General features: G+C 69.2%; 16 protein-coding genes and 2 tRNA genes. 2 read left to right on the plus strand and 16 right to left on the minus strand.

Annotated features, from left to right (window positions below):
* Positions 1–76: 76 nt before the first annotated feature.
* Positions 77–2,701 (minus strand): valine--tRNA ligase, encoded by a 2,625-nt coding sequence (locus GQF42_RS16640; protein ID WP_158920658.1) that lies wholly within the window; start codon positions 2,699–2,701, stop codon positions 77–79.
* A 136-nt stretch (positions 2,702–2,837) separates the two neighbouring features.
* Between GQF42_RS16640 and GQF42_RS16645 the strand changes: the two genes are divergently transcribed.
* The gene (locus tag GQF42_RS16645; RefSeq protein WP_158920661.1) at positions 2,838–3,836 is read left to right on the plus strand and encodes a hypothetical protein; all 999 of its coding nucleotides are present in this window, start codon (positions 2,838–2,840) and stop codon (positions 3,834–3,836) included.
* A 77-nt stretch (positions 3,837–3,913) separates the two neighbouring features.
* Here GQF42_RS16645 and clpX read toward each other — a convergent pair whose 3' ends face one another.
* From clpX to GQF42_RS16670, 5 genes are all read right to left on the minus strand, one after another.
* Positions 3,914–5,200: an ATP-dependent Clp protease ATP-binding subunit ClpX gene (gene clpX, locus GQF42_RS16650; protein ID WP_069780904.1), complete on the minus strand. Its 1,287-nt coding sequence runs from the start codon at positions 5,198–5,200 to the stop codon at positions 3,914–3,916.
* A gap of 171 nt (positions 5,201–5,371) precedes the next feature.
* Positions 5,372–6,037: an ATP-dependent Clp protease proteolytic subunit gene (locus GQF42_RS16655; protein WP_158920664.1), complete on the minus strand. Its 666-nt coding sequence runs from the start codon at positions 6,035–6,037 to the stop codon at positions 5,372–5,374.
* Positions 6,038–6,103: 66 nt separating this feature from the next.
* Positions 6,104–6,709 carry an ATP-dependent Clp protease proteolytic subunit gene (locus GQF42_RS16660; protein ID WP_199273062.1) on the minus strand — a complete coding sequence of 202 codons (606 nt, stop codon included), beginning with the start codon at positions 6,707–6,709 and terminating at the stop codon, positions 6,104–6,106.
* 325 nt (positions 6,710–7,034) lie between these two features.
* Complete coding sequence (gene tig / locus GQF42_RS16665; RefSeq protein WP_158920670.1) at positions 7,035–8,405, minus strand: trigger factor; 1,371 nt, start codon at positions 8,403–8,405, stop codon at positions 7,035–7,037.
* Between the two features lie 178 nt (positions 8,406–8,583).
* A tRNA-Pro gene (locus GQF42_RS16670) sits at positions 8,584–8,660 on the minus strand.
* Positions 8,661–8,820: 160 nt separating this feature from the next.
* Here GQF42_RS16670 and GQF42_RS16675 point away from each other — a divergent pair.
* Positions 8,821–8,894 (plus strand) — tRNA-Gly (locus tag GQF42_RS16675).
* A gap of 67 nt (positions 8,895–8,961) precedes the next feature.
* Here the strand turns inward: GQF42_RS16675 and GQF42_RS16680 are convergent.
* The 10 genes from GQF42_RS16680 to GQF42_RS16725 form a co-directional block, all read right to left on the minus strand.
* Positions 8,962–10,128 (minus strand): tyrosine-type recombinase/integrase, encoded by a 1,167-nt coding sequence (locus GQF42_RS16680; protein ID WP_158920673.1) that lies wholly within the window; start codon positions 10,126–10,128, stop codon positions 8,962–8,964.
* Entirely contained in the window at positions 10,128–10,343 is a 216-nt protein-coding gene (locus tag GQF42_RS16685) for an excisionase family DNA-binding protein (protein ID WP_158920676.1), read from the minus strand. The genes GQF42_RS16680 and GQF42_RS16685 overlap by 1 nt, the downstream gene beginning before the upstream one ends.
* Positions 10,343–11,743 (minus strand): replication initiator protein RepSA, encoded by a 1,401-nt coding sequence (gene repSA, locus GQF42_RS16690; protein WP_158920679.1) that lies wholly within the window; start codon positions 11,741–11,743, stop codon positions 10,343–10,345. Before repSA ends, GQF42_RS16685 begins: the two co-directional genes overlap by 1 nt.
* Complete coding sequence (locus GQF42_RS16695) at positions 11,740–11,982, minus strand: hypothetical protein (protein ID WP_233273369.1); 243 nt, start codon at positions 11,980–11,982, stop codon at positions 11,740–11,742. The genes repSA and GQF42_RS16695 overlap by 4 nt, the downstream gene beginning before the upstream one ends.
* A 5-nt stretch (positions 11,983–11,987) precedes the next feature.
* Positions 11,988–12,170, minus strand: coding sequence for a hypothetical protein (locus GQF42_RS16700; protein ID WP_158920685.1), 183 nt, complete (start codon positions 12,168–12,170; stop codon positions 11,988–11,990).
* 94 nt (positions 12,171–12,264) lie between these two features.
* Entirely contained in the window at positions 12,265–12,501 is a 237-nt protein-coding gene (locus GQF42_RS16705) for a hypothetical protein (RefSeq protein WP_158920688.1), read from the minus strand.
* A gap of 1 nt (position 12,502) precedes the next feature.
* A complete protein-coding gene (locus GQF42_RS16710) occupies positions 12,503–12,811 on the minus strand; it encodes a SpdD protein (protein WP_158920691.1) in 309 nt (102 codons plus the stop codon).
* 14 nt (positions 12,812–12,825) lie between these two features.
* The gene (locus tag GQF42_RS16715; protein ID WP_158920694.1) at positions 12,826–13,008 is read right to left on the minus strand and encodes a mobile element transfer protein; all 183 of its coding nucleotides are present in this window, start codon (positions 13,006–13,008) and stop codon (positions 12,826–12,828) included.
* 19 nt (positions 13,009–13,027) lie between these two features.
* The gene (locus GQF42_RS16720; RefSeq protein WP_158920697.1) at positions 13,028–13,666 is read right to left on the minus strand and encodes a DUF2637 domain-containing protein; all 639 of its coding nucleotides are present in this window, start codon (positions 13,664–13,666) and stop codon (positions 13,028–13,030) included.
* A 72-nt stretch (positions 13,667–13,738) separates the two neighbouring features.
* Positions 13,739–13,933: a hypothetical protein gene (locus GQF42_RS16725; protein ID WP_158920700.1), complete on the minus strand. Its 195-nt coding sequence runs from the start codon at positions 13,931–13,933 to the stop codon at positions 13,739–13,741.
* Between the last annotated feature and the right edge of the window lie 2 nt (positions 13,934–13,935).

Genomic DNA, 13,935 nt, shown 5'->3' on the forward strand with positions numbered 1-13,935 from the left:
AGTGGGCACTCATGCCGTCCGGCGGGCGCGGGGCGGTGCGTGGCCGGCCACGCACCGCCCCGCGCCCCTGGCGTTCCTACGCCTGCGGCAGCCTGTCCAGCTGGGCCGTGATCCGCGTGATGTCCTCCTCCGCCTTCGCCAGGCGGCCTCGGATCTTCTCCACCACGTTCTCCGGGGCCTTGCCCAGGAAGGCCTCGTTGCCGAGCTTGGCGTTCGCCTGGGCCTTCTCCTTCTCGGCCGCCGCCAGGTCCTTCGCGAGGCGCTTGCGCTCGGCCGCCACGTCGATCGTGCCGGAGAGGTCCAGCGCGACCTCGGCGCCGGCGACCGGCAGGGTGGCCGTCGCGGTGAAGGAGTCACCCTCGGGCTGCAGGCGCAGCAGCTGGCGGATGGCGGCCTCGTGCGGGGCCAGGGCCGTACCGTCCAGGGTCAGGCGGGCCGGGACGCGCTGGCCGGGCTGCAGGCCCTGGTCGGCGCGGAAGCGGCGGACCTCGGTGATGACCGACTGGAGGGTCTCGATCTCCCGCTCGGCGTCGGCGTCACGGAAGCCGCTGTCCGTCGGCCACTCGGCGACGACGAGCGACTCTCCGCCCGTCAGGGTCGTCCACAGGGTCTCGGTCACGAACGGGACGACCGGGTGCAGCAGCTTCAGCGTGACGTGCAGGACCTCGCCGAGGACCCGCTTGCTGACCTCGGCCGGGGCGCCGCCCGCCTGGAAGACGGTCTTGGACAGCTCGACGTACCAGTCGAAGACCTCGTCCCACGCGAAGTGGAAGAGGGTGTCCGACAGCTTGGCGAACTGGAAGTCGTCGTAGTAGGCGTCGACTTCGGCCACGACCGAGTTCAGGCGGGAGAGGATCCAGCGGTCGGTCGCCGACATCCGCGACGCGTCCGGCAGGTCGCCCTCCACCGTGGCGCCGTTCATCAGCGCGAAGCGGGTGGCGTTCCAGATCTTGTTGGCGAAGTTGCGGGAGCCCTGGACCCAGTCCTCGCCGATCGGGACGTCGACGCCGGGGTTGGCGCCGCGGGCGAGGGTGAAGCGCAGGGCGTCGGAGCCGTACTTGTCCATCCAGTCCAGCGGGTTGACCGCGTTGCCGAAGGACTTCGACATCTTCTTGCCGAACTGGTCGCGGACCATGCCGTGCAGGGCGATGGTGTGGAACGGCGGGGTGCCGTCCATCGCGTACAGACCGAACATCATCATCCGGGCGACCCAGAAGAAGAGGATGTCGTAGCCGGTGACCAGGACGGAGTTCGGGTAGAACTTCGCGAGCGACTCGGTCTGTTCGGGCCAGCCGAGCGTGGAGAACGGCCACAGGCCGGAGGAGAACCAGGTGTCGAGGACGTCGGTGTCCTGGTGCCAGCCCTCGCCGGTGGGCGGCTCCTCGTTCGGACCGACGCAGACGACTTCGCCCTCCGGGCCGTACCAGACCGGGATGCGGTGACCCCACCACAGCTGGCGCGAGATGCACCAGTCGTGGAGGTTGTCGACCCAGTCGAAGTACCGCTTCTCCATCTCCTGCGGATGGATCTTGACCTTGCCCTCGCGGACCGCGTCACCGGCGGCCTTGGCCAGCGGGCCGACCTTGACCCACCACTGCATGGACAGGCGCGGCTCGATGGTGGTCTTGCAGCGCGAGCAGTGGCCGACGGAGTGGACGTAGGGACGCTTCTCGGCGACGATCCGCCCCTCGGCGCGCAGCGCGGCGACGATGGCGGAGCGGGCCTCCAGGCGGTCCATGCCCTGGAAGGGGCCGTGGACGGTGATGACGGCGTGCTCGTCCATGACCGTGATGGACGGCAGGTCGTGGCGCTGGCCGATCTCGAAGTCGTTCGGGTCGTGGGCCGGGGTGACCTTGACGGCGCCGGTGCCGAACTCGGGGTCGACGTGCTCGTCGGCGACGACCGGGATGGAACGGTCGGTCAGCGGGAGCCTGATGTGCTTGCCGACGAGGTGCTTGTACCGCTCGTCCTCGGGGTGGACGGCGACGGCCGTGTCACCGAGCATCGTCTCGGCACGGGTGGTGGCGACGACGATGGTGTCGTCCCCCTCGCCGTACTTCATCGAGACCAGCTCGCCGTCGTCGTCCTGGTACTCCACCTCGATGTCCGAGATGGCCGTCAGACAGCGCGGGCACCAGTTGATGATGCGCTCGGCGCGGTAGATCAGCTCGTCGTCGTAGAGGCGCTTGAAGATGGTCTGGACGGCCTGCGAGAGCCCCTCGTCCATCGTGAACCGCTCACGCGACCAGGCGACGCCGTCTCCCAGGCGGCGCATCTGGCCGCTGATCTGCCCGCCGGACTCGCCCTTCCACTGCCAGACGCGCTCGACGAACGCCTCACGCCCCAGGTCGTGCCGGGACTTGCCCTCCTTGCCCAGCTCGCGCTCGACGACGTTCTGCGTGGCGATACCGGCGTGGTCCATGCCGGGCTGCCACAGCGTCTCGTACCCCTGCATGCGCTTACGGCGCGTCAGGGCGTCGATGAGGGTGTGCTCGAAGGCGTGCCCGAGGTGGAGCGAGCCCGTGACGTTCGGCGGCGGGATGACGACGGTGTACGGCGGCTTGTCGCTCTTGGCGTCCGCCTCGAAGTAACCGCGCTCCACCCAGCGCTCGTACAGCGGCCCCTCTACATCGGCCGGCGCGTACTGGGTCGGCAGTTCGGAGTCGGGCGCGGGTGGCTGCTGCTGAGCGTTGTCGGTCACGGGGTCAGTTTAGAGGGGTCACGGGGTGGTCCCGAAACGCGTTTGTTCTGTAACGGTGCGGCCCCCGGTGCCGTGCGTTTCCGGTGGCTGGTCCAGGATGTCTGGAACACATAAGCGTCTTAGGGGGAACCCAGAAATGAGCAACAACCAGCCGGGCCCGTACGGCCAGCCACCCCAGCAGCCGGGACCGTACGGCCAGCCGGGGCAGCCGGGTCCGTACGGCCAGCCGGGGCCCTACGGCCAGCCGGGCCAGCCGGGCCCGTACGGCCAGCCGCCGCAGGCTCCGCAGCCCGGCTACGGCTACCCCCAGCAGGCACCGCCGGCGGCACCGCCGCAGCCGGGTTACGGCTACCCGCAGCCGGCGGGCGTGCCGCAGCAGCCGAACCCGTACGGCCAGCAGCCTCCTTACGGCCAGCAGCCCTACGGCATGCCGCAGGCACCGCAGCCGGCCGGCGGCAAGAAGAAGACGGGCCTGATCATCGGCGCGGTGGCCGTGGTGGCGGCTGTGGCGGTGGGCGCGTACTTCGTCTTCGGCGGGAGCAGCAGCGGTGTGGCGGACGACGGGCCGCACAAGCTGGTCGCCCCGCAGCAGGTGATCAACGGCACCTACACGAAGTCCACCGACTCGGGCTCCTCGGACACCATGACGGCCTCCGACCGCTCGGACTTCGAGAAGTGGGGGGTGGACAACCCCCAGCAGGTGACCGGCGTCTACGAGAGCGGCACGGGGCTCACCAAGAAGGGGCTCGACTTCAAGGGCGTGTACGGGACCATCGACCATCCCGAGGTGGTGGTCGACGCCATGTTCGCCAAGGCCCAGGCGGGGTCCGGGAAGGACCAGAGCGGGTCCGACTTCAAGGGCAAGCTGATCGGCAGCCCGCAGACCGTCCACCCGGCGGGTTTCTCCAACGGCATCATGAAGTGCCAGGTGGCCCAGCTCGACACCTCCGGCTCGGGGGAGACGGGGGTCCCCAAGTCCATCAAGATGCCGGTGTGCATCTGGGGCGACCACAGCACCATCGCCCTGGTCACGTCGTACAGCGTGGCGACCATGGCGTCGGGCGACGGCGGCTCGATCGACGACGCCGCGGAGATCGCGGCCAAGCTGCGCAACGACGTCCGCGTCAAGGCCTGACGCCGTCGGCCGCTACGCCGCACGAAGGGCCCCGGTCGGTCGACCGGGGCCCTTCGCCGTCGTGTGCGCCGCGTGCGTTACGCCGACTTCTGCTCCCCGGACCCCCGCCCCCGCGCGTCCCGCGGAATGAGGGTCGGGTTGACGTTGGAGAGGACCACGTCCGCGGTGATGACGACGCGGGCGACGTCCTTGCGGGACGGGACCTCGTACATCACGCCCTGGAGGACCTCCTCCATGATGGCGCGCAGGCCGCGGGCGCCGGTCTGGCGGAGGATGGCCTGGTCGGCGATGGCCTCCAGGGCCTCGCGCTCGAAGTCCAGCTCCACGCCGTCGAGTTCGAAGAGGCGCTGGTACTGCTTGACCAGTGCGTTGCGGGGCTCGACCAGGATCTTGAGCAGGGCTTCGCGGTCCAGGTTGTGGACGCTGGTGATCACCGGGAGGCGGCCGATGAACTCCGGGATCATGCCGAACTTGACCAGGTCCTCCGGCATGACGTCCTCGAAGACGTCCTTGGCCTCCAGCTCGCGCTTGGAGAGGATCGTGGCGCCGAAGCCGATGCCCTTGGCGCCCGCCCGGGCCTCGATGATCTTCTCCAGGCCGGCGAAGGCACCGCCCACGATGAACAGGACGTTCGTCGTGTCGATCTGGATGAACTCCTGGTGCGGGTGCTTGCGGCCGCCCTGGGGCGGGACCGAGGCCGTGGTGCCCTCGAGGATCTTGAGCAGGGCCTGCTGGACCCCCTCGCCCGACACGTCACGAGTGATCGACGGGTTCTCGCTCTTACGCGCGACCTTGTCGATCTCGTCGATGTAGATGATCCCGGTCTCGGCCTTCTTGACGTCGTAGTCCGCGGCCTGGATGAGCTTCAGGAGGATGTTCTCGACGTCCTCGCCGACGTAGCCCGCCTCGGTGAGCGCCGTCGCGTCGGCGATGGCGAACGGGACGTTCAGCATGCGCGCCAGCGTCTGCGCGAGGAGGGTCTTGCCGGAGCCCGTGGGGCCCAGCAGGAGGATGTTGGACTTCGCCAGCTCGATGGCGTCGTCACGGCCGCTCGCGCCGCCGTTCTCGCCTGCCTGGACCCGCTTGTAGTGGTTGTACACCGCGACCGACAGGGCCTTCTTGGCGGCCTCCTGGCCGACCACGTAGCCCTCGAGGAACTCGTAGATCTCGCGGGGCTTGGGCAGCTCCTCCCAGCGCACCTCGCTGGTCTCCGCGAGCTCTTCCTCGATGATCTCGTTGCAGAGATCGATGCATTCGTCGCAGATGTACACACCGGGCCCTGCGATGAGCTTCTTGACCTGCTTCTGGCTCTTGCCACAGAACGAGCACTTGAGCAGATCGCCGCCGTCACCGATGCGTGCCACGGTGTGCTTCCCCTTCGCCTGGGAGACGCCTGGACACTTTCGAATCCAGCGGCTCCTGGTGCTGCCTTATGTCCGACGGTACCTTGCCGGGCCCGGTGTACGGGCCCCCCTTGGCAGGGTTCACTTTGACGTGCAGCCTGCCAAGTGGGGCCGGGAACAATCCTGTCCGGGTCAGCGGACCGAGGAGTTGTTCAGCTTGCGGGTGGAGATGATCTGGTCGACGAGGCCGTATTCCAGCGCCTCCTCGGCCGTGAGGATCTTGTCGCGCTCGATGTCCTCGCGGATCTTCTCGATCGGCTGGTTCGAGTGCTTGGCCAGCATGTTCTCCAGCTGCTCGCGCATCCGGGTGAACTCGTTGGCGATGATCTCCAGGTCGGAGAGCTGACCGCGGCCGGTGGAGCCCGCCGGCTGGTGGATCAGGACGCGCGAGTTCGGCAGCGCCATGCGCTTGCCGGGCGTGCCGGCGGCGAGCAGGATGGCCGCGGCGGAGGCCGCCTGGCCCATGCAGACCGTCTGGATGTCGGGCTTCACGAACTGCATCGTGTCGTAGATCGCCGTGAGGGCGGTCATGTCGCCGCCGGGGCTGTTGATGTAGATCGAGATGTCCCGGTCGGGGTCCATCGACTCCAGGCACAGCAGCTGCGCCATGACGTCGTTGGCGGAGGCGTCGTCGATCTGGACGCCCAGGAAGATCACGCGCTCCTCGAAGAGCTTCGCGTACGGGTCGTACTCGCGGATGCCCTGGGAGGTGCGCTCGACGAAGCGCGGGACGACATAGCGGCTGTCGGGGCGGGGCCCTTCGTACATGCCGCTGGCGGCGCCGGGGAAGTTGGTCATGGGGTGTTCACCGTCCTGGTGGCGTTCTGGGGGCTTAGGTCTCGGTGCGTGGCGTGGCCGGGCCGGTCAGGCACCGGTGCCGCCGCCTCCCGGAACACCCGAGGCGTGCGTGATGATCTCGTCAATGAGACCGTACTCCTTGGCCTCTTCCGGGGTGAACCAGCGGTCGCGGTCGCCGTCGCGGACGATCGTCTCGACGGTCTGACCGGAGTGCAGCGCGGTCAGCTCGGACATGGTCTTCTTGGTCCGCAGCAGGTACTGGGCCTGGATCTTGATGTCCGAGACCGTACCGCCCAGGCCCGCGGAGCCCTGGTGCATCATGATGTCGGTGTGGGGCAGCGCGAAGCGCTTGCCCGCCGTGCCGCCGGTGAGCAGGAACTGGCCCATCGAGGCCGCCATGCCCATGCCGATCGTGACCACGTCGTTCGGGATGTACTGCATGGTGTCGTAGATCGCCATGCCGGCCGTCACCGAGCCGCCGGGGCTGTTGATGTAGAGGAAGATGTCCTTGTCCGGATCGGCGGCGAGGAGCAGCAGCTGCGCGGTGATCTTGTTGGCGATGTCGTCGTCGACCTGCTGGCCGAGGAAGATGATCCGCTCGTTGAGCAGCCGGTTGTAGACCTGGTCGCCGAGGCCACCACCGATGGAAGGCTCGCCGGCGGCGGAGGGCATCAGATTCGTCACGTATCCACCTGCTCGTCTTACGACGGCGCCGGGCCGTCTCATTGTTCTGCCTTTCATGGACCCTAACGCGAGGGTCCCTTCGGGGAATCCCGCAGATGCGGGTGTTCGCCGGGGGCGTAGCGCTCCGCCTCGGGGGCCGGTGCGGCTCGTGGAGGGGGGTGGTGCGGCGATCGGCGGGCCGCGGGTGGGCGCGGGGGCCTGTCGCGCGGTTCCCCGCGCCCCTTGGGTCGGCTGCCGCTCTCGGTACCACAACGGGCCCCGGGGAAAGTCCCCAGGGCCCGTTGTACGTGCCTTACCGGCGCCGTGGGGCCGCTCAGCCCTCGGCGTTCTCCTCGGAGGTCTCCGACGCCTCGGCGGCCTCGGTCTCCTCCTCCTCGTCCGACAGGTCGACGATCTCGCCGTTGGTGTCCTTGACCGCGGCCTTCTCGACCACGACGGCCAGGGCCTTGCCGCGGGCGACCTCGCCGACCAGGAGCGGCACCTGGCCACCCTCGACGACGGCCTGGGCGAACTGGTCGGGGGACATGCCGGAGGAGGCCGCGCGCCGCATGAGGTGCTCGGTCAGCTCCTCCTGGTTGACGTTGAGCTTCTCCTGCTTGACCAGCTCGTCGAGGACGAACTGGGTCTTGATGCCCTTGACCGCAGCCTCGCGGGTCTCGGTCTCGAACTCCTCGGCGGTCTTGCCCTGGATCTCGAGGTACTTCTCGAGGTCGAGGCCCATCTGGCCGAGCTGGTGGTGCTCCAGGTTGTGCTTGCGGGTGTTGATCTCGTCCTCGAGCAGCTTCTCGGGGACCGGGACCTCGACCAGCTCGAGGAGCTTCTCCAGGACGCGCTCCTGGGCCTGGGTGGCCTGGTCGAACTGCTTCATGTTGGCCAGGCGCTTGCGGCTGTCGGCCTTCAGCTCGTCCAGGGTGTCGAACTCGGACGCGAGCTGCGCGAAGTCGTCGTCCAGCTCGGGCAGTTCGCGGGCGGCGACCTGGGTGACCTTGACGGTGACCTCGGCCTCCCGGCCCGCGGCGGAGCCGCCCTTGAGCTCGGAGGTGAAGGTGGCCTCGCCACCGGCCTCCAGGCCCTTCACGGCGTCGTCGATGCCGTCCAGCAGCTCACCGGAGCCGATGGTGTAGGAGACGCCGCTCGCGACGCCGTCCTCCAGCACCTCGCCGTCGACCTTGGCCTCCAGGTCGATGGTGACGACGTCGCCGTCCTCGGCGGCGCGCTCCACCGGGGAGGTGGAGGCGAAGCGCTCGCGGAGCTGCTCGACCGACTTCTCGACGTCCTCGTCGGTGACCTCGACGGCGTCGACCTCGACCTCGATACCGGAGTAGTCCGGGATCTCCAGGGCCGGGCGGACGTCGACCTCGGCGGTGAAGTTCAGCGTCTCGCCGTCCTTCAGCTCGGTGATGTCGACCTCGGGCTGGCCCAGCGGGCTCAGCTCGGCCTCGTTGACCGCCTCGGTGTAGAACTTGGGAAGCGCGTCGTTGACCGCCTCCTCCAGGACCGCACCGCGGCCGAACCGCTGGTCGATGACGCGGGCCGGGATCTTGCCCTTGCGGAAGCCCTTCACCGTGACCTGCTGGTTGATCTTCTTGTACGCCGCGTCGAGGCTGTCCTTGAGCTCCTCGAAGGGCACCTCGACAGTGAGCCGAACCCGAGTCGGGTTCAGGGTCTCCACGGCGCTCTTCACGGTTCGGTCTCCTTGTGGCTGACTTCTTGGTTTCTGCCGAGCCAGACAGGTCCGGCGGATTTCGCCGCCCGGAGGAGTTCGTAGGCCGTGAGGGCCGGGACACACGGGCGCGCAGCTTGCATAGTAACCGGAGCCGGTCAGCGCCCCAAAAGGCGATCATCACGACGCCGCGAGCCGGTGGTCGGGGTGGCGGGATTTGAACCCACGGCCTTCCGCTCCCAAAGCGGACGCGCTACCAAGCTGCGCCACACCCCGTCTGGTGCGACACGTAGGGTACATGCCCCGGCCGATTCCGTCGGCCGCATTCTCCGGGACGGCGCGCGGAAGGTCTGCGGCGCGAACTCGTTGGCCTCGGCGCCGGGCGACCCGCTACGATGCGTGCAGTGCCGAGGTCACCGACCTGTGTCGCACTGCTGCGGGCGTAGCTCAATGGTAGAGCCCTAGTCTTCCAAACTAGCTACGCGGGTTCGATTCCCGTCGCCCGCTCCATACGCCGAAGGCCCAGATCAGGTAGCAAATTTACTACCCCTGGGCCTTCGATCGTTCCGCGAGCCGTTCAGCCCTGCGTGTCCCCCGCGTGCCCCTTGGGCTTCCGGTCTTGCTTCTTCTTCGCTCGGCTCTTCTTCAGTCCCTTGTCGACGAGCCCACTCACAGCCTCAGCGATCAGCCGATCCCGCTCCGCACTGGCGTGCTGATAGATCAGCGCGGCTCGAGCCGTGCTGTGGCCCATGCGCGCCATCAGCTCCCGCGTGCTGGCCCCGGTCGACGCGGCAAGGGTGTTGCCGGTGTGCCGAAGATCATGGAAGTGCAGGCCCTTGATCCCGGCATCCTCGCAGGCCTTGCGCCACAGCCCGTTGAAGTGATTCCGGCGGGGAGTCGCCCCCTTGGCCCCGACGAAAACAAGACCGTCCGCGCCCGGTTCGGCGTACCGCTTCAGATGATCGCGGATGTCCGGGACGATCGCGGCCGGGATGGAGACTGTGCGCTTGCCCGCAGCGCTCTTGGGCGCCTTGATCTCACGCTGACCGTTGAACAGCTCGGCGACAGCTCGGCGGACACGCACGGCGCCCTGGTCAAGGTCAATGTCCCGGCGGTGCAGGCCGATCAGCTCACCCCAGCGCAGGCCCAGGAACCCGGCCATGAGCACAAGCGCCCGATAGCGTGGCTGGATCGCGTCGGCGAGGTCGTAGACCTCCTGCACGGTCGCAGTGGGCCGCTCAGGCGTGTGCACGACGCTGGCGCCCTTGATGGTGCACGGGTTGCGCCGGATCATCTGGTCGGCGACGGCCGTACCCATGATCGCGCGCAGCAGGGCGTACGCCTTGGCAACGGTCGTCGCACCGGTGCCGGCGGCGAGCTTGTCAGCGCGCCAGCGTCGCACGAGCGGGGGCGAGATCTCCGCGACGTTGACGGCCCCGAAGTCGGGTTCGAGGTGCTGTCGCAGGAGCGATCCGTAGAGCTGACGCGTGGTCGTGGTCAGCTCTCGTTCCTTGATCCACGCGGTGGCATAGGACCCGAAGAGCACCTTCCCAGCATCCGGGTCGTGCCAGTCACCACGCCGCATCTCGGTCTGCTTGTCGGCAAGCCAGTCGTCCGCGTCCTTCTTCGTGCGGAAGGTCTCCGGGGCGGGCCGCAGAAGCCCGTCGGGGCCGACGTAGCGAGCCTGATAGCGGCCGGACGGGAGCTTGCGGACACGGCCGAACTGTCGACGCTTCGCAGCCATCAGGCAGCCCTCCCCAGGTCGGACCGACGAGGACGCACCGTATTGGCCTCGATGAACGCCTCTACGACGCTCTCCCGGATGCGGACGTACCGGCCGACCTTGACGTAGGCGATCCGACGCTCTTCGATCAGGCGGCGCGGGAAGCGCTCTCCACTCTCCTCCCAGGTCCCGAGCCGTACGGCAACCTGCTTGACGTCCAAGAGCTGATCAGCCATCACCACTCCCCCTCCGTCTCGTGTTCGTGCAGGTCCGCCCGCACTTCGCGGGCAATCTCGCGGTTGTGCTCGATATCGCGCCGGACATTGGCCGCGAGCCAGGATTCGCCGGGGGTGTGGCCGTGTCCGGCGTAGGTCCAGTGGGCGAGGGTGAGCGTGGTTGCCTCCGGGTTGTCGTCGGGGTCGGGCAGGCCGAGGGCAGCGCGTTGCTGGGCGGCGCGGTAGTCGGCGCGGACCTGGCGGAGGGCGCCGAGGGTGGTGGAGTAGCGGCGGGACTTGGTGGAGAAGTGGCCGCGGAAGCCGAGCATGTGAGCCCAGTCCCGAAGCTTCCGGTCCGGGTAGAGGGCGTGGAGATCGAGGCACGCGGCGATGAGCCGGGCGGGATGGTCGGGCACGCCGAGCAGGGCCAGCGCCTCTTTGTTGCCAATGCGGCGGTCGACAGTGCCGGTAGTCTCGGCCGCTTTGGTGGCGTACTTGGCGAGGTAGGAGGCGACGGCCTGTTCGGTGATCTCTTCGCCCTTGCCGAAGGCCCGGATCGGACGCACGTCGAGCTGTTTGCCCCAGGTGAGGCTGCGGGCGGGCTGGTCCCCGGCGGGGTCGATGTCGACCGTTAAGCGCTCTGGGTCTGCGGCGGCGCGGATGGCCTTGGTGAGCAGGTCGAGGGTGGCCCAGGCCGGGGGTGGGCTGTCGGGTCCGTCGGGACCGTCGAACCGGACCACGGCATGGAAGTGGACAGCACCGCGCTTCTGGTATTCGGCGACCTTGCCGAAGGAGACGCGAGCCTGTGCGTGGGCTTCCTTCTGGGTGAGACCGGCGCGACGGGCGATCTCACGGCGCAGGTAGATCGTGAAGTAGCGCCACAGGTCGGAGGCGTGGTTGTTCCACAGCACGGCGCCCGCGTAGTCGTAGGTCTCGGGGTTGAGCGGGGTACCGAGTTCGGGCGCGTCCTCGCTGTGGCGGGTGCCGCAGCGGCAGGGCCGGTTGTCGTGCCGGTTGTGGACCGGGCCGAACGAGGGGGCGGTGAGGGTGGCGAAGACGCGGGGGTGATCCCGGATCGTTTCGGGAGTGCCTTTGGCGGGGTCGCCGACGAGTCCGGCACGGATGAGGTGGTAGGTGTCTCCGGCGTAGGTCCAGGCGCAGGAGGGGCAGCGCGAGGCGCGGCGGTTGCCGCAGGCGAGGCGGAGCCGACCGCCGGGTTCGGTGTCGGTCGAGTAGTGGTGCAGGACCTGGCCGGTGACTGCGTCGCGGGTGACGGTGGAGCCTTGCAGGTGGATCGGGTCGGAGCAGCCGCCGGTACGGCGGATCTGGTCCTGGATGCGGTCGAAGCCGGTGGACCCGGCCAGCCTCAGCAGATCACTGAGGGTGGCCGGGTCCAGGCCCGCCGCGGTGGCGGTGTTCAATGGGCCCCCTCTTTGCCGTTCTTGCGCGGGGGGTCGGAGTGGAAGCGCTTCGTTCCCAGGTCGCGGCCCTCGTGCTCGTAGCGAGCGGCGTTGGGGTTGCGGTCGTTCCAGTCCTCGGCGCACACCTTGTGGACCGCTTCACCGGCGTGTGAGCGCAGGGGCGTGGTGGTGCCGCACTCGGTGCAGGGCTTGGCCTTGGGGTCGTAGTGCTGGTTGGAGTTCCAGTTCAGGAGTCCCACAGCGGTCACCTCCCGGCCCTTACGAGCGCCCGGGCGGGCGCAATGAGCCCGGTGCCCTTGCAGGCCGGGCAGGTGACGGTGAGCGTCTTACGGGTGCCGTCACTGTCACGGGTGCCGGTGGTGATCGCGGCGGCGGAGAAGCCGTCGCAGTCGCGGCAGACGGGCGTGTTCAGGGCGCGCTGGGGCATGATGTGGCTTCCCTTTCGGGTCCGTTGGATCTGGAAGTGGTTGCAGGCGTCCGGGGCGGCGGATCTTTGGCGAGTGAGCCGCCCCGGGGGCCGTTCAGCGGCGGCGGTTGCGACCGCGCGGGATAGGCGGGATGGAGTCGTAGGACTCCTGGCCGGTGCGGAAGTCGCTCAGGTCGGTCACGTCCTTGTCGTTGCCGACCTGCCGCATGATCCGGTTCATGGCCTTGGTGTCCCGGTGCCGTCGGGCGATGGCGTACTCGCGGCCGAGTTCCACCATTTCCTCGTTGCGGGCGGGTTCCGGGGTGCTGTTCTTGCGGCTGAAGATGCCCATGTCAGTGGCCCTTCTGGTTGTTGACGAGCGAGCGGAGCACGACAGCGACCACAGCGACGGACATCCCGGTGATGGCGACCGCCAGCAGCAGCGAGACCAGGACCGCACCGACGACAAGGACCACGGCAGTGCCGCCGCCGACGAGGGCGAACATGGTGCCGGGGGTGAGCTGGACGGTGGGCCGGTTCGGGGCCGGGGCCGCCGGGACGACCGGGGTCGAGGCCGCCTGAACGGGCGCCGGGGCGGTCTGCGTGTGGGCAGGGGCCGGGGGCGGGGCGGTGTCCGGGGTCGGGTACTTCGGGGTGAACACGGGTGGGTCTCCTCTCAGGCGCAGTGGTGGGTGCGGGCGGCGAGTTCGGCGGCCGAGCGGTCGGCGTGGTCGGTGGAGAAGCCGCACTTAGGGGCGGTGCAGGCGGCGGCGTGCCGGATCTGACCGCGGCCGTTGTTGTAGGTGCCGACCTGAACGGGCCCGATGCGGATCACGTCGTAGAAGCGGTTCGGGCGCACGGTTGAACCTCCTTGGGTGTCAGGCGAGTTGAGCGGCGATGGCCCCGGCGAGGTCGTCAGGGACGCCAAGCCGGGCGCGCAGGGTGGCGGTGTCGATGTCCGTGCCGGTGCGGCTGCGGTGGTCGGCTGCGACCTTGCGGGCGTGGTCGACCAGCGCGGGAGGCACGACCGGGACCGTTTCCGGCAGAGCCGGAGCGGGCTCCGGGGCCGTGATCTGCTCCGGCTGCGGTTCCGGGTCGGGTGCGGGGGCCGGGACTGCGGGTGCCGGCGGAACCGGCGCCGGGTTGTCGGCCGGGTCAGGTGAGGGCGAGTGGGCGAGCAGGGTGCCGCCCAGGAAGGCGAGTGCGGGCCATCCGGCGATGCCCAGGCGGAGCAGTGCGGGCGGGTTGGCCAGGTCGAGGAATCCGGCGGTGGCGACGTTGGCGCCGAGCGAGGCGACCAGGGCGACGAGGAACCAGCACCAGGCCAGCCGCGTGCGCTGTACCCGAAGCCGACGCCAGGCGGCGACCAACAGCAGGTCGACCGAGACGGGGTAGGCCCAGGCCTTCCAGCCGGACTGTCCGGCCGCGGCGGCAAGGTCGTGCAGGTGGGCGAAGGACAGAGCCCCGGCAATCACGGCCTGCACCAGGACAGCATCCGGGCGGATCGAGCGGACCATGGTCTTCACCTCCTTCAGGGAGTGGGCCAGGGCGGGCGATCGGTGGTCGGCGGCCCGGTCCCGGCAAGGGGGCTAGTCGGCAGGGGCGTCGCCGGAGCCAAGGCAGTTCAGGCACAGGCCCGTCTGCTCCCCGACCGCGCGACGCTTGCGGCCGACCCGGACGGTGCGGGAGACCTCTCCGGTGCCCTTGCAGACCGGGCACTTCGCGGGCTCAGGCTCTGGCGGAGCCGCCTTGCGGCGGGTGGCGGGCCTCTTGGCGGTGGCCATGG

This window comes from Streptomyces broussonetiae (genome assembly GCF_009796285.1).
Classification (GTDB): domain Bacteria; phylum Actinomycetota; class Actinomycetes; order Streptomycetales; family Streptomycetaceae; genus Streptomyces; species Streptomyces broussonetiae.

Coding starts and splice junctions, on each gene's coding strand:
- GQF42_RS16645 (WP_158920661.1), top strand. CDS start 2,838: ATGAGCAACAACCAGCCGGGCCCGTACGGCCAGCCACCCCAGCAGCCG.
- GQF42_RS16655 (WP_158920664.1), bottom strand. CDS start 6,037: ATGACCAACTTCCCCGGCGCCGCCAGCGGCATGTACGAAGGGCCCCGC.
- GQF42_RS16660 (WP_199273062.1), bottom strand. CDS start 6,709: ATGCCCTCCGCCGCCGGCGAGCCTTCCATCGGTGGTGGCCTCGGCGAC.
- GQF42_RS16680 (WP_158920673.1), bottom strand. CDS start 10,128: ATGGCTGCGAAGCGTCGACAGTTCGGCCGTGTCCGCAAGCTCCCGTCC.
- GQF42_RS16685 (WP_158920676.1), bottom strand. CDS start 10,343: ATGGCTGATCAGCTCTTGGACGTCAAGCAGGTTGCCGTACGGCTCGGG.
- GQF42_RS16700 (WP_158920685.1), bottom strand. CDS start 12,170: ATGCCCCAGCGCGCCCTGAACACGCCCGTCTGCCGCGACTGCGACGGC.
- GQF42_RS16705 (WP_158920688.1), bottom strand. CDS start 12,501: ATGGGCATCTTCAGCCGCAAGAACAGCACCCCGGAACCCGCCCGCAAC.
- GQF42_RS16720 (WP_158920697.1), bottom strand. CDS start 13,666: ATGGTCCGCTCGATCCGCCCGGATGCTGTCCTGGTGCAGGCCGTGATT.
- GQF42_RS16725 (WP_158920700.1), bottom strand. CDS start 13,933: ATGGCCACCGCCAAGAGGCCCGCCACCCGCCGCAAGGCGGCTCCGCCA.